The following is a 15,476-nucleotide window of genomic DNA, read 5'->3' on the forward strand; positions in this document are numbered from 1 at the left end:
AAGGTATCGTTAGTATAAGCATTCACAAGATTTGTATTACCATCTAATCCATTTACTGGAGTAGCACTAGTATCATCGTCATTTGCACAAATCAAATTAGTAATCACAATATTAGCTGATGCAACTGATGTACATCCTGAAGAATTAGTTACTGTATAATTAAATGTAGTTCCTAAAGCTAATCCTGAGATAGTAGTAGTTACTGCATTACCTGTAATAGCACCTGGATTAATTGTCCACGTTCCTGATGGCAATCCTGTTAATTCAACACTTCCTGTAACTGTTGTACAAGATGCTTGTGTAATTGTTCCTACTGTTGGAGCTGCTGGAGTTGCAGGCTGCGCGTTTATCACAACAATTGCTGAATTTACAGAACACGATCCAAAAGTAGCAGTTACAAAGTAACTTCCTTCTGGAGCTGTTACTGAACTTCCAACTATTGTAACTCCTATAGATGGAGTAACAGTATAAGTATAAATTGCATCATAATTTGATATCGTAAAACTACCAGTAGCTACATCACATGTAGGCTGATTTACAGCACTTACCATAGGAATAGGAGCACATGGAACTGGTGTAACTGTTGAAGTATTGTTTGAGGTAACAGGATCTGGAGAATTACCCGAAATTGTAGCTGTATTTGCATAACTTCCAGTGGCTAAAACAGTAGCTGTAATAGTCATAGTTGCATTCGCTAAATTAGCAAGATTTCCAATTGTCCAATTAGGCGCTGACCAAGTACCTGTAGATAATACTGGAGAACCTACAATTGTGTACCCCGTTGGTAAAAAATCTTCTACTTTAACGCCATAAGCATCATAAGCACCATTATTAGTTGCTGTAATTGTAAAAGTTACATTGTCACCAACAATAGGAGTCGTAGTACTCGAAGCTTTTACTACTTGTAGATCTGACGGACAGAACTCAGTGGTTAATGTAGTTATAGCAGACTGAGTTACTCCACAAGCATCGACAAGATCATAGGCTATTATTACTGTGCCTAATCCTGTAAAAGTTACTACGTCGCCTACTACAGAAGCAGGACCGCTCGCTATTGAGATCGCTCCCCCCGGAGGAGTTGTTGATAGATTAGCAGATGAACCAATACAATATCCCGAGGTAGGACCTGAAGGTGCAATTGCAACCGATATTTCTGGATCTCCCGCACCACAAATAGTGATTGCTGCTGTTACAAAAGTAAAAGAAGTTATTGTTGAAGTAGTATTAGTACCATCACCCATACTTCCAGCTATACGGTGACCTACATAACCAAAGTTTTTTTCACATTGCTTAATCACCATAGTAGTATGACCGCCGGTTTCTACTGCTAATATTGCGTCAGCCATTGCAAGCCCTGTTGGAATAAATGGATCAACCGAAGCTCCTCCTGTACTTAACATACCGTTATTATTCTCTCCAAAGGAGTACAATGTCTTATTATTATTAATTATATTAACTGCATTATGCTCTGTATCATGTTCTTGCGGACTTATCCATATCACATTATTCATAACTGGTCCAGCAGCAGAAGTATACCGAGGTTGTACCCAACTCAAACGCTCAGTGACAGTCCAGTCACCAAGTTGACGAAAGTTATTACTTCCCAACGCATATAAGTTGCCATTTGTAGCAAGCACATAAAATGATCTTTTATTAGCCTTGTTATTTCCAGAACCAATCATCTTTGGTGTTATGCCTGCTGGTAATGTCATTTGTATTGCTCTACTTTGTACAGCGATAACCGGAGAATTATTTCCTAAATATACGCTATTACCCCATACATAAACACTACCATCAGTACGCAAAGCCATCAAAGCTCCTGCACTTCCACGTGTTGCTACAATATTATTTAGGACTGCATTCCCTCCAGCATCTTCTGTAACTTGGTACCATTCTAATGAAGTTCCGGCTGCACCATTTCCACGTACATTAGCATCTAATGAAATCACCCATACGTCACCACTACATGTAGTAATGGCTATAGTTTGATGAGTTACAAACATCATCTTTACATCCGAAGGAGTTACACCAATTGGTAAACCATCTGCTTTTCCATTAATTGTTACTTTTTGGAACGTGGTACTTGTAGTAAGGGTAGTAGCCAATACATTTCCTCTATTACCCCATGCATACAATCCATCAGTAGCCAAAAGAATACCTTGAGCTGTTGAGACAGATTTACTTCCTACTCCAATTTTTAAAGGAATTGCCACTCCCAAAGCTGGATAGTTTGTTGCATTCAAGATACTAGGTGATAAAACATTAGTACCAGTATTCGACATACTTTCACCCCATACCTCAAAATCGCCGTTACCATTTCTTGCAACAGTGCTGTGAAAAGAAGAACCGAAGTTATCATATTCTATTGTTGCTGCATTCGTATTAGAATTAGCACCGTAGTTCGCTAAGTTTGTAGTTGGACAACCAACGGCCGGAATAGCACATTGTCCATTTATTTTTGTAGAAAAGAGCGAAATCAAAAGAACAGTACAAAGTTGTACTAACTTCCAATTTAACTTATTCGTTATGTAAGTATAATTCATTGTCATGATTTATTAATTTACTATTTCAGGTTGATAATAAGTTTGAATGTTACCGTTGTAATCAACAAAATCAAACATTAAATAAGCTTCATTACTCGCAACCCCTGATAATTGATACTTTAAAAGTTGCGTACCATTTTTAAGAACTACTTCAGCAATTACAGGCTTACCAATTATTTCAGCGCCAACTCCTGCGACAATTAAATTTGCAACATTAAATTTTGTTGATTGCAAATCTTTAATCACTATATTAACTGGTACTGTTACAATAATTTGATCACAGTTACTACCTATTCTTATTTTTTCAGAAAAAGATATTTTTGAAAAATCGAAAGTCATTTTAATTGGACTTACCTTAATAGCCATTCTTTCTTTAAATTGCGGATGACTGCATTCGTTATTTGAATGCTTGTATGTTTCTTGAAAAGAAATTTGATAAATTCCTGGCTTTGCAAAAACAAAATTATTGATTTCATTCTCACTTAGATAAATTGAACTAACTTGCGCTTCAGCTGAGGAAACAACCCACTTTACACCTTTTTCTATTGCACCAAAATCAATTTTATCCCCATGAGATATCACTTTATAGTACGTATCGTTAACGGACACTTGAGCAGTTGCATGAACAAAACTCAGAGTACATAGCAACAAAAGAAACCTTGTTAGTATATTACTTAAATTATGATTTAATAAAAAGTACTTTTTTTTCATATTTTATTGTTTAATTTATTATTACCTTGATTTAACATATGCAAAGAATAAATTGTGTGAGTTTTTGCTGAAAAAAAACGACAAATTACTTTTTATCCACATTATATAAATCAAGAGCAAAACTATCAAGATTTATTAAGATATTTGTAGGAATAACAAACTATGCTTGTAGAATTAAAACTACAAGCTAATCATCGGACTTATTGACACTTAGTCGGTGAAGTGGGCTAAAAAAAGAGAAATTTGAGACATTTATTAACCATAGTTGCAGTATTACTTTTTTGCACAACACATGCGCAAGAAATTTATCATGAAAAATGGTTCTCTGCCGAGACAGAAGACCTTCCTCAAAACTCAATAAAAAGCATTGTACCAGATAAATATGGCTTTATTTGGATGACAACAGAAAATGGGTTGTTACGCTATGACGGTCGAAGTTTTAAGGTTTTTAATAGCGGTAATTCGAACTTACAATCCAATAGATTAGCGTATATCAGTGGAAATATTAAAAATGATTCTTTAATAACGCACACGGCGTATTATGTAGATAAAATTTTAATTAACAGAAGAAATATTATAAAAACCGAAAAGTCAAAAAGTTATAACACTTTTACTAATGACGACGCCTATGAAGACTTACTGTATTACAACAACAGTCTTAACACCGAAGATATAGACTTTTCAAACACTAAAATTAAGTGCGAAAACGGTGATTATTATTCAATAGGGACTAGTAAAATAACTCTTTTCAACAAAAAGAAAAAAGTAATTAAAGAGATAACGCAGCAATATAAAAAAAACACGATATACTTTTTACACGAAAATGAATTAATACTGCTAGATTATAAAAAAGGAAGCTATACTTTATTTAAAAATGAATTTTCAAGTACTTATAAACTAGATATTCCAAATAATTCTAAAATCATATACAACTCAGTTGTCCAGCAACTTTTTATCTACACAAAAGATGAAATTTTATTATTTAAAAAAACAGCTAATAAGGCTTATTTATATTCTGTTTTTTCTAAACCCAACATAAATATAAATATTAAAAGTCTCTATTATGACAAAGCCAGTAACAAACTATTTATCGGAAGTATTGATAAAGGCTTGAAAATAGTATCACTAAACGGATTTAAAACTTTACTAAACTCTAATAATTCGGACAATTACTATTATGGTAGCTTTCCAATTTCTGACACTGAATTTATCACTTCTAAAGGTGAAATATTTAATAATACTGGAGTACAGAGACGGTTTAAGTCCAACACGGATAATTTTAACTACTCTTTAGCAGTCGATCAAGAAAAAAACATTTGGATTCCGAATGAAAATAAAATAGTAAAATACTTAAAATCATCGAATTACACTACAAGTCAGACCTTCGCTTTTGATTATAAAATAGCTACTGTATTTTGTGATTCTAAAAATTTTATTTGGATTGGTATGGATCAAAAAGCTAGACATAATGCAAAAGTTTACACCATTGATGCCAATCAAGATAATTCACAACCCACTCCTCTCAAAGCATTCAATCAGCCTATTAATTTTATCACAGAAAATAGAGAAAATGAAATACTACTAGTTTCGGAAAGGGAGCTATTAACTTACAATCCTAAAAATAAGAGTTTAAAGTCGATATCCGCTGGAATTAACGAGATTAGAAGTGTCTTTATCGCTAAGGACAACTCGGTTTGGATTTGCACCTACAATAATGGATTTAGCTTACTTAAAGACAATATATTATACAAGATGCCTTATGATAATCAAATGTATTTACTGTCGGCACATTGTATTAAAGAGGATAGTAAAGGTCATTTCTGGATAAGCACCAACAAAGGTTTAATTGAAGTTAATCAAAAAAGCTTATTAAACTATTATAAAAATAAAACTCCTGTATATTACCATCATTACAATATTAAAAACGGTCTTCTTAGTAATGAATTTAACGGTGGCTGTCAGCCTTGTGCTATAGAACTAGGTGAAGAATTTATTTTCCCAAGTTTAAACGGAATGGTTGCATTTAATCCTGAGAATCTTCACAAAATAATACCATCGAATAATTTCTATATTAATGAAGTAGAGACAGATGCTTCGACACAGTATTTTAAAGACACATTACATCTCTCAAGAGATGTTTATCGCATTAAGTTCAAAATTGATTACGCTTTTTTAGGAAATCTAGACAACGTTTACTTTGAAGCAAAATTGAATCAAGTAGAAGGAGGAAAATGGATAAATCTTATTAATGAAAATGAAATTAGTTATACAAACCTCGAACCTGGAACTCACACATTATACGTAAGAAAAATAAAACCTTTTACTTCTGAATACGAAGTTAAGGAGATAACGATTTCTATACCCTACTATTTTTATGAGGAACTTTGGTTTAAATTCTTTATTGGATTACTATTAATTACTGCATTTTATATTGCCGTAAAACTGCGATACAGCATTATTCGTAAAAAAAACATAGAACTTGAAAAAGTAGTTGAAGAACGCACCGCAGATCTATTTAAAACAGTTTCTAAGCTAAAAATCACGAGAAACAACTTAAATCAAGAAATAGTACAGCAGAAAAAACTTATTGGAACTATTAGTCATGACATTCGAAGTCCTTTAAGATTTCTATCTATTACAGCAAAACACTTATATGAAAAATCACTACTTTCAGAAAACAACAGCATAAAAGATAACGCGCAAGTAATGCATGAATCTGCAAGTCAGCTCTATAAATTTGTAGAGAATTTAGTAGATTACTCAAAAGTTTTTATGGAACACAATAAACTTCACGAAGGGAAAAAGGAGAATATTAATGACATAATCACTGATAAAATCGACTTATTTAAGAACATGTCCGTTGGAAAAAATAATATAATTACCTACTTTAATAATTGCGATTTTCAAATAATGGTCAACAGAAGTATTTTTGCAATAATGATTCATAATCTATTAGATAATGCCATTAAAAACACTCGAAATGGTCAAATAAAAATAGAAACGAATATAGTGAAAAATAAAATTTTTATTAGCATGGAAGATACCGGCGTAGGAATTTCTGAAGAGATGAAAGCATACTATATTAATCTTCAGAAAAACTACGAAACAGATAAATTAGCGCTTCAGAATTATGGTTTAGGACTGCATATGGTTTTAGAACTCTTACGACTATTGAAAGGTGAGATGAAAATTTATTCAAAAAAAGATCACGGTACGAAGATTATTATAGTAATTGACAACGCTCAATCGTAAAACAACTTGTACTTTTCAATCAATTCTACAAGATTATTGATTTTTAATTTTTCGAAAACTCTATTTTTATACGTGCTAACAGTTGACATTTGAATCCCTAAACAATTAGATATTTCAAGATTACCTTCTCCTTTAACTAGTAATTTAGCAATTTCTAATTCTCTGTTCGATAATTTATCAAATGGATTTACAGGCTCATTATTGCGGTGATTATCATTTAATTTATTAATAATTGTTGATGTTAAATATTTACCACTAGTCATAATTGATTTTACGGCCTCTACAATTTTATCCTCACCGCTCAATTTATTTAAATACCCATCTGCGCCCGCATGAATATATCGAAGTGCATAAGATTCTTCTTCATAAGCAGAAAACATAAGAATTTTAACATTAGGTAAATAAGATTTAATTTCTGCTATCATCGCCGTACTTTTTCCACCTGGAATATTAATATCCAAAACAATTAAATCGTACTGGTTTATTTTAATCAGATGAATCGTCTCAAAATAATCACTTGAATAAGCAATCGATAAATTTTCTATTTCATTATTTAAAATAATAGAAACTCCAGCTTTGACAACTAAATGATCATCAACTAGTAAGATTTTATAATTCATTTGAGATATATTTTATACCGCTAAAATAATAAATTAATGTTAGAATAGAATGTTATATATAAATACTATTTTTGCATAAAATTAGTACACATGAGTTTTAATGAAGAAATAGCCAAAAGAAGAACTTTTGGAATTATAGCCCATCCAGATGCAGGAAAGACAACACTTACGGAAAAACTACTGCTTTTCGGTGGTGCGATTCAAGAAGCGGGTGCTGTTAAGAGCAATAAAATTAAAAAAGGAGCAACTTCCGATTTTATGGAAATTGAGCGCCAACGTGGAATTTCAGTGGCTACTTCTGTTTTGGCATTCATCTATAAAGACAAGAAAATCAACATTTTAGATACTCCTGGACATAAGGATTTTGCCGAAGATACTTTCAGAACATTAACAGCAGTTGACAGTGTAATTGTTGTAGTTGACGTTGCAAAAGGAGTTGAAGAACAAACTGAAAAATTAGTTGAAGTTTGTAGAATGCGTAAAATTCCTATGATTGTTTTCATCAACAAGTTGGATCGTGAAGGAAAAGATGCCTTCGATTTGATGGATGAAGTGGAACAAAAGCTAAAACTAAGAGTTACGCCTTTAAGCTTTCCAATAGGAATGGGATACGATTTTAAAGGAATTTACAATATTTGGGAGAAGAATATTAATCTTTTTGAAGGTGATAGTAGAAAAAATATTGAAGAAACTATCGCTATTTCTGATCTGGATAGCCCACAATTAGAAGAAATAATTGGTTCAAAACCAGCAAATACTTTACGAGAAGAATTAGAATTAATACATGAAGTATATCCACAATTCAATAAAGAAGAATATTTAGCAGGAGATTTACAACCAGTATTCTTTGGTTCGGCCTTGAATAATTTTGGAGTAAGAGAACTTTTAGACTGTTTTGTTGACATAGCGCCAACACCTAGAGCGAAGGAATCAGACACTAGATTAGTACAACCTGACGAAGAAAAATTAAGTGGCTTTGTATTTAAAATCCATGCAAATATGGATCCAAAACACAGAGATAGAATTGCTTTCGTAAAAGTAGTTTCCGGAACTTTTGAGAGAAATAAACCATATTTACATGTTAGACTTGGTAAAAACTTAAAATTCTCGAGCCCAAATGCATTTTTTGCAGAGAAAAAAGAAATTGTAGACATTTCCTATCCAGGTGATATTGTAGGTTTACACGATACGGGAAATTTCAAAATTGGAGATACATTAACGGAAGGAGAATTAATGAATTTCAAAGGAATTCCGAGTTTTTCACCGGAGCATTTTAGATACATCAACAACGCAGATCCATTGAAAGCTAAGCAATTAGAGAAAGGAATCGACCAGTTAATGGATGAAGGAGTTGCGCAACTATTCACCTTAGAAATGAATGGTAGAAAAATAATTGGAACGGTTGGAGCACTTCAATATGAGGTAATTCAATACCGTTTAGAGCATGAATATGGTGCAAAATGTACCTACGAAAACTTCCCTGCTTTTAAAGCTTGTTGGGTAAAACCAAAAGATCCTAAAAACACTGAATTTGCCGAATTTAAACGTGTAAAACAGAAATTCTTAGGGCATGACAAATACGGTCAATTGGTATTTTTAGCGGATAGTGACTTTTCGATTCAAATGACACAGCAAAAATATCCTTCAGTAGAGCTATTTTTCACTTCTGATTATCAAAAGAGATAAAAAGTGCTATTTACTTTGTAAAATCATATAAAAACAGAAAAAGACCTCAATTTGAGGTCTTTTTATATGAATATCTATTTTAACGACTTCTTATAGATTTAAAAAGAGATAATGTGAATTTATAAGTGTTTTTATTAAAAACCCCTTAAAGTTAAAATATATAAGTCATTAGCAATAGTTAAAGTTTATAAATAATTAAAATTCGATAACTAATACTTATAATTAAATTTCAATATAAAAACTATTTATTTCTTTTCTGTTCTCTTGCTAACAATGTGTTTTTTAATAACATCGCAATTGTCATTGGTCCTACTCCACCAGGAACCGGAGTTATGTATGATGCTTTTTTAGAAACATTTTCAAAATCTACATCACCAACAATTCTGTATCCTTTTTCTGTAGTGTTATCTTCAACTCTTGTAATACCAACGTCAATAATTACAACATCGTCTTTTACCATTTCCGCTTTTAAGAAATTTGGAACACCTAAAGCCGAAATAATAATATCTGCTTGAGAAGTAATTTGGTTGATATTTTTAGAATGACTGTGCGTTACCGTTACAGTTGAATTTCCAGGAAAACCTTTTCTTCCCATTAAAATTCCCATCGGTCGACCTACAATATGACTTCTTCCAATTACAACCGTATGTTTTCCATCTGTTGGCACATTATAACGTTCTAACAATTCTAAAATTCCATAAGGAGTTGCCGGAATAAAAGTAGACATATCCAAAGCCATTTTCCCAAAGTTTTCTGGATGGAACCCATCAACATCTTTACTTGGGTCTATAGCAGCAATGATTTTTTGGGTATCAATTTGTTTTGGTAAAGGCAATTGCACAATAAAACCATCGATATCGTCATTTTCATTCAATTCTTTGATTTTTTTCAATAACTCTGTTTCAGAAGTTGTGCTTGGCAATCTGACCATTGTAGATTCAAAACCTACACGTTCGCAAGATTTTACTTTACTTCCTACATAAGTTAAACTAGCACCATCGTTTCCTACAATAACTGCCGCTAAATGAGGAACTTTTTCTCCTCTGGCCTTCATTTGCGCTACTTCTGCAGCAATCTCATTTTTAATATCTTCCGATACTTTTTTTCCGTCTAATAATTGCATTTGTTGTGTTGTTTGTTGCTTATTCTATTAATTTATTTCAATAAAAAAGACGCGATAAATCGCGTCTTTACGGTAAATTATTTCATGCCTTGCATCATCTGCATCATTTTCTTGCCGCCACCGCCTTGCATCATTTTCATCATCTTGCTCATTTGCTCAAACTGTTTCATCAATTGATTCACTTGCTCAATTTTTACGCCAGATCCTTTTGCAATTCTAGTTTTTCTTTTCATGTCGATAACAGAAGGTTTACTTCTTTCCTCTTTAGTCATCGATTGTATAATCGCTTCGATATGCTTGAATGCATCGTCTTCAATTTCAACATCTTTTAACGCTTTTCCAGCACCAGGTATCATGCCGACTAAGTCTTTCATGTTACCCATTTTTTTAATCTGCTGAATTTGAGATAAGAAATCGTCAAAACCGAATTCGTTTTTAGCAATTTTCTTCTGTAATTTTCTCGCTTCTTCTTCGTCGTATTGTTCTTGGGCTCTTTCCACTAAAGAAACAACGTCTCCCATTCCTAAAATACGATCGGCCATACGAGAAGGATAGAAAACATCAATTGCTTCCATTTTTTCTCCTGTACCAATGAATTTAATCGGTTTATTTACAACTGATTTAATTGAAATAGCAGCACCTCCACGCGTATCTCCATCTAATTTAGTTAAGATAACACCGTCAAAGTTTAATCTATCGTTGAATGCTTTTGCCGTGTTTACAGCATCTTGTCCAGTCATTGCATCTACAACAAACAAAGTCTCTTGCGGTTGGATTGCTTTGTGAACGTCAGCAATTTCTTTCATCATTTGTTCGTCAACAGCTAAACGACCCGCTGTATCGACAATCACAACGTTGAAACCATTTGCTTTAGCATGCTTGATCGCATTTTGAGCAATTTCAACTGGGTTTTTATTTTCTGGTTCAGAATAAACCTCAACACCAATTTGTCCTCCAACTACAATCAACTGATTAATTGCCGCCGGACGATAAATATCACACGCTACCAATAATGGTTTTTTACCTTTTTTAGTTTTTAGATAGTTGGCTAATTTACCCGAAAAGGTAGTTTTACCAGAACCTTGTAAACCCGACATTAAAATAACAGAAGGAGTTCCAGATAAATTAACACCCGCTACATCGCCACCCATTAATTCTGTTAATTCGTCTTTAACGATTTTAATCATTAATTGGCCAGGTTGTAACGTAGTTAATACGTTTTCACCAAGAGCTTTTTCCTTCACTCTTGTAGTGAAATCTTTCGCTATTTTAAAATTCACGTCGGCATCTAATAAAGCTCTACGAACTTCCTTTAGCGTATCTGCAACGTTGACATCAGTAATTTTACCGTGTCCTTTTAAGATATGAAACGCTTTATCTAACTTATCACTTAAATTATCAAACATAATTTTGGTTTTGTGTAATGAATTGCAAAGATAACACAAAGTTGCAAAGTTGCAAAGACGAATTTTGCTTTTAAAACGAAAATAATTCGGAATATCTCACACTTTTAATTACTTATTAATCTTCTAATTGTAAATTCTCTAGAAAAAACTCCAAAATGTAACAAAAAAGCACAATTTTAGTCTAATACTTCGAACCAAACTTTTAACTTTTAAACTATGATTTTAACTACAACCAATTCCGTAGAGGGATTTAAAATTGCCGAATACAAAGGTATTGTTTCAGGAACTGCAGTGAACATTCAAAAAATGGAATGGACATTTAGTATGCAAAAATATTATGCCGGAATGAGCGAAGGTATTTCCGAAATTAAAGATCAAGCTTTCCAACAGCTTGAAGCTAATGCATCTAAACTAAATGCAAATGCAATTGTAGGTATTAGTGTAGATATTGAACTTACTACAACTAATTATATAACAGTCACTGCAACCGGAACCGCTGTTAGTATAATAAAAAAGTAAAATTTAACGCTAAAAAAAGCAAGCTTTACAAATATAAAAAATGCCATTAATTAATTTAAATGGAATTTTTTACAATCTACTATTATTCTAAAACTAGTCCTTAATCTTAAATACTTTTCTCAAAATATCTTCCATCAAACACCAATTAGTGAAAGATGATTGTAGTAAGTTAGCTCCTACGAATAATGTAAACCAGTAAAAGTTTGGATTCACATACATTCCTAATAATACACTTAGAATAATGAAAAATCCGGCTATTCTTTTGATTAATTTATTTATCATTTTGTTTGTTTTTAAAGTTGACGATTTGTTTTATAGAGCCTTTGTCAAATTGTGAAGTTTGACAAAGGCATTTAATCTTATTTATTCAATTGTATGATCACTATTTGTTTCTGCATTTACTTCATTTTTCGCCCAGTTTTTACGTTCCACGATATAGTAAATCAATGGCACAACAATCAAGGTTAACAAAGTAGAAACAATTGCTCCTGCTACTAATGAAATCGCTAATCCTTGGAAAATTGGGTCAAATAAAATAATTGACGCTCCAATAACTACTGCTCCAGTTGTTAGTAAAATCGGTGTTGTTCTTACCGCTCCTGCTTCAATAATCGCTTGTTTGATTGGCGCTCCTTCGTTTAATCGAATTTCAATAAAGTCAATCAACAACACGGAATTCCGCACCATGACTCCCGCTAACGCAATCATTCCAATGAAAGAAGTTGCAGTAAAGAAAGCGTCTAACAACCAGTGCCCTAATACAATTCCAATTAATGAAAGTGGAATTGCAATCATCATTACTAACGGTGTTTTGAAGTTTTGGAACCATCCTACAATCAACATATAGATTACAATGATTACTACTAAAAACGCTGCTCCTAAATCACGGAATACTTCCAATGTAATTTGCCATTCTCCATCCCACTTCACGGTGAAATCACTTTCATCTGAAGGTTGATCTAAGTACAATTCGTTGATTTTATAACCCTTTGGTAATTCTATCTTAGCTAATTTTTCATTCATTCCTAAAATCGCATACACCGGACTTTCTAATTCTCCCGCCATATCTGCTAGTACATAAACTACACGTTTCTGGTCTTTACGGTAAATGGTATTTTGCAAAGTATCTTTAGTAACTTTCACTAAATCACTAACTGCAACCACATTTCCATTACTTCCTTTAATTTTCAAATTCTGAATATCTTCAATAGAAGTTTTGTCTTTGTCATCCAATGAAAGTGTAATTCCTACTGGATTACTAGAACGCTCATCATATAAATTAGAAACTGGCATTTCGCGAAGTAAATAGGTAATATTTCCTACTACTTGTTGCGGTGCAATTCCATTTAGCATTGCTTTCTCTCTATCTACTTCTAATTTATATTCAATTTGCGGTGCTTCAACCATCCAATCGGCATCAACAACATCCACAGTGTTTTCTAAAATAGTTTTCACTTGATGTGCCACTTTAATTTGCTCTTCATAATTAGGTCCGTAAACCTCAGCAACTAATGTTGATAAAACTGGTGGCCCTGGCGGCACTTCAACAATTTTTACATTTGCTCCATATTTTTTAGCGATTTTTTGCACTTCTGGACGCACCACTTTCGCAATGTCGTGACTCTGTAATTTTCTATCGTCTTTGTGTAATAAATTCACCTGAATATCGGCCATATTACTTCCACCACGTAAATCATAATGACGAACTAATCCGTTGAACGTAATTGGTGCCGAAGCTCCCACATAATTCTGATAATCTACTACTTCTGGAACTGTTGAAAGATATTGTGCAATTTCTTTAGTCACTGCAGCAGTTCTTTCTAAAGTTGTTCCTTCCGGCATATCAATAACCACTTGAAATTCGTTTTTGTTATCAAACGGTAACATTTTTACAGCAACCGATCTTGTGAAAAACATTAACATCGAACCTATTAACAAAATTCCTGTAATGATAAACATCACATTACGTTTTTTAGAACTATTTAAAAGCGGTTCTTCAATCTTTTTATAGATTCTGTAAATTTTTGATGTTTCTAAACCTTCCTCTTCTTTACCTTCTTGATCGTCTTTTTCTTTTAACAAATGGTATCCTAAATAAGGTGTTACCGTTAATGCTACGAATAAAGATAAAATCATTGCGATAGATGCTCCAATTGGCATCGGACTCATATATGGTCCCATCATTCCCGATACGAAAGCCATTGGTAAAATAGCAGCAATAACTGTGAATGTTGCTAAAATCGTTGGATTTCCTACTTCGTTAATCGCATAAATAGCAGCATCTTTAAACGGCAATCGCTTCATTTTGAAATGGCGGTGCATATTCTCGGCAATAATAATACTGTCATCGACGACAATTCCCACCACAAAAACTAATGCAAAAAGAGTAATTCGGTTTAAGGTATAACCCAATAAATAATAACTAAATAAAGTCAACGCAAAAGTTAACGGAACCGAGAAGAAAACTACTAATCCACCTCTCCAACCCATTGCCAACATCACTAAAATAGTTACCGCAATGATCGCAACTAACAAGTGAAACAACAACTCTCCTACTTTATCCGAAGCTGTTTCTCCATAATTTCGAGAAACCTCAACATGAACATCAGCCGGAATTAAATTTTTCTTCAAGCTTTCAACCTTTTCCAGAATTTTCTCTGAAATCTTCATCGCGTCAGTACCTTTTACTTTCGCAATCGAAATGGTAACCGCTGGATATTCCGACTTATAATTGGAGAATTTTTCATTCCCTTTTCCATATCCAAATGACACATAATTCTTAGCCGTTTGAGGTCCGTCTTGAATTGTTGCGACTTGTTTTAAGTAAATCGGCATGTTGTTATTTACGCCAATTACTAAGTTTTCAACATCTTCTGAAGAAGACAAGAATTTTCCAGTTGTAACTAAATATTCGGTATCGTTTTGCACGAAAGCTCCTGATTGCGAACTTCCGTTATTGGCTTTAATCATTTGCATAATGCTCAATGCATCTATGCCACTTTCAGCCATTTTATCTTTATCTAAAACTACTTTTAGCTCACGTGTTCTCCCTCCAATTTCTTTAGTAATGGCAACGTCTTTTACTTTTTCTACCTCAGTAGTAATTTCTTCCGCAATTTGACGCAATTGAAAATCATCGTACTTTTCACTCCAAAGCGTTAATCCCAACATCGGAACATCGTCAATAGAACGTGTTTTTACCATTGGCGGATAAACGCCTTCCGGAAACATATCTTGGTGTTTCATCAATTCATCGTATAATTTCACATACGATTCTTCGCTATTTTCACCTACATAAAACTGCACGATAATCATAGCCTGACCATTCATTGCCATACTATGTAAATGCTCAACACCTTTTATGTTTGATAAAACTTTTTCAAGCGGTTTTATCACTCTACTTTCTACTTCTGACGGACTTGCTCCTGGATAACCAATCATTACATCGGCCATTGGAACATTAATTTGTGGCTCTTCTTCCCTTGGGATTAAAAACGAACTGTAGGTACCAATAATCATCAACGCTACCATTAATAGAATGGTTAGTTTTGAGTTCATGAAAAAACTGGCTATTTTACCTGATATACCTTCTTGCATCTTATTTTTGTTTAAAGTT

The 15,476-nt window shown here is 33.2% G+C and carries 10 protein-coding genes; 3 read left to right on the forward strand and 7 right to left on the reverse strand.

Annotated features, from left to right (window positions below; genetic code table 11):
• Nucleotides 1-2,543 (reverse strand): hypothetical protein (locus tag ACFSX9_RS15785; protein ID WP_379809444.1); only part of this gene is annotated, 2,543 nt, incomplete at its 3' end.
• 12 nt (nt 2,544-2,555) lie between these two features.
• Nucleotides 2,556-3,254 carry a hypothetical protein gene (locus ACFSX9_RS15790; RefSeq protein ID WP_379809446.1) on the reverse strand — a complete coding sequence of 233 codons (699 nt, stop codon included), beginning with the start codon at nt 3,252-3,254 and terminating at the stop codon, nt 2,556-2,558.
• A gap of 243 nt (nt 3,255-3,497) precedes the next feature.
• On the opposite strand from ACFSX9_RS15790, the gene ACFSX9_RS15795 reads away from it, so the two are divergent.
• Nucleotides 3,498-6,506, forward strand: coding sequence for a sensor histidine kinase (locus tag ACFSX9_RS15795; protein ID WP_379809448.1), 3,009 nt, complete (start codon nt 3,498-3,500; stop codon nt 6,504-6,506).
• On the opposite strand, the gene ACFSX9_RS15800 is transcribed toward ACFSX9_RS15795, so the two are convergent.
• Nucleotides 6,497-7,126: a response regulator gene (locus ACFSX9_RS15800; protein WP_379809450.1), complete on the reverse strand. Its 630-nt coding sequence runs from the start codon at nt 7,124-7,126 to the stop codon at nt 6,497-6,499. The two genes, ACFSX9_RS15795 and ACFSX9_RS15800, sit on opposite strands and share 10 nt — an antisense overlap.
• A 90-nt stretch (nt 7,127-7,216) precedes the next feature.
• Between ACFSX9_RS15800 and ACFSX9_RS15805 the strand changes: the two genes are divergently transcribed.
• The gene (locus tag ACFSX9_RS15805) at nt 7,217-8,812 is read left to right on the forward strand and encodes a peptide chain release factor 3 (RefSeq protein WP_379809452.1); all 1,596 of its coding nucleotides are present in this window, start codon (nt 7,217-7,219) and stop codon (nt 8,810-8,812) included.
• 241 nt (nt 8,813-9,053) lie between these two features.
• On the opposite strand, the gene ACFSX9_RS15810 is transcribed toward ACFSX9_RS15805, so the two are convergent.
• Nucleotides 9,054-9,935: a bifunctional 5,10-methylenetetrahydrofolate dehydrogenase/5,10-methenyltetrahydrofolate cyclohydrolase gene (locus ACFSX9_RS15810; RefSeq protein WP_379809454.1), complete on the reverse strand. Its 882-nt coding sequence runs from the start codon at nt 9,933-9,935 to the stop codon at nt 9,054-9,056.
• A 77-nt stretch (nt 9,936-10,012) separates the two neighbouring features.
• Entirely contained in the window at nt 10,013-11,341 is a 1,329-nt protein-coding gene (gene ffh / locus ACFSX9_RS15815; RefSeq protein WP_379809456.1) for a signal recognition particle protein, read from the reverse strand.
• A 216-nt stretch (nt 11,342-11,557) separates the two neighbouring features.
• Between ffh and ACFSX9_RS15820 the strand changes: the two genes are divergently transcribed.
• Nucleotides 11,558-11,860, forward strand: coding sequence for a YbjQ family protein (locus ACFSX9_RS15820; RefSeq protein ID WP_379809458.1), 303 nt, complete (start codon nt 11,558-11,560; stop codon nt 11,858-11,860).
• Between the two features lie 93 nt (nt 11,861-11,953).
• Here ACFSX9_RS15820 and ACFSX9_RS15825 read toward each other — a convergent pair whose 3' ends face one another.
• Both ACFSX9_RS15825 and ACFSX9_RS15830 read right to left on the reverse strand, forming a co-directional pair.
• Complete coding sequence (locus ACFSX9_RS15825) at nt 11,954-12,142, reverse strand: YgaP family membrane protein (protein WP_379809460.1); 189 nt, start codon at nt 12,140-12,142, stop codon at nt 11,954-11,956.
• Between the two features lie 81 nt (nt 12,143-12,223).
• Nucleotides 12,224-15,457 carry an efflux RND transporter permease subunit gene (locus ACFSX9_RS15830; protein WP_379809462.1) on the reverse strand — a complete coding sequence of 1,078 codons (3,234 nt, stop codon included), beginning with the start codon at nt 15,455-15,457 and terminating at the stop codon, nt 12,224-12,226.
• Nucleotides 15,458-15,476: the final 19 nt, after the last annotated feature.

The organism is Flavobacterium ardleyense (assembly GCF_042686085.1).
Taxonomy (GTDB): domain Bacteria; phylum Bacteroidota; class Bacteroidia; order Flavobacteriales; family Flavobacteriaceae; genus Flavobacterium; species Flavobacterium ardleyense.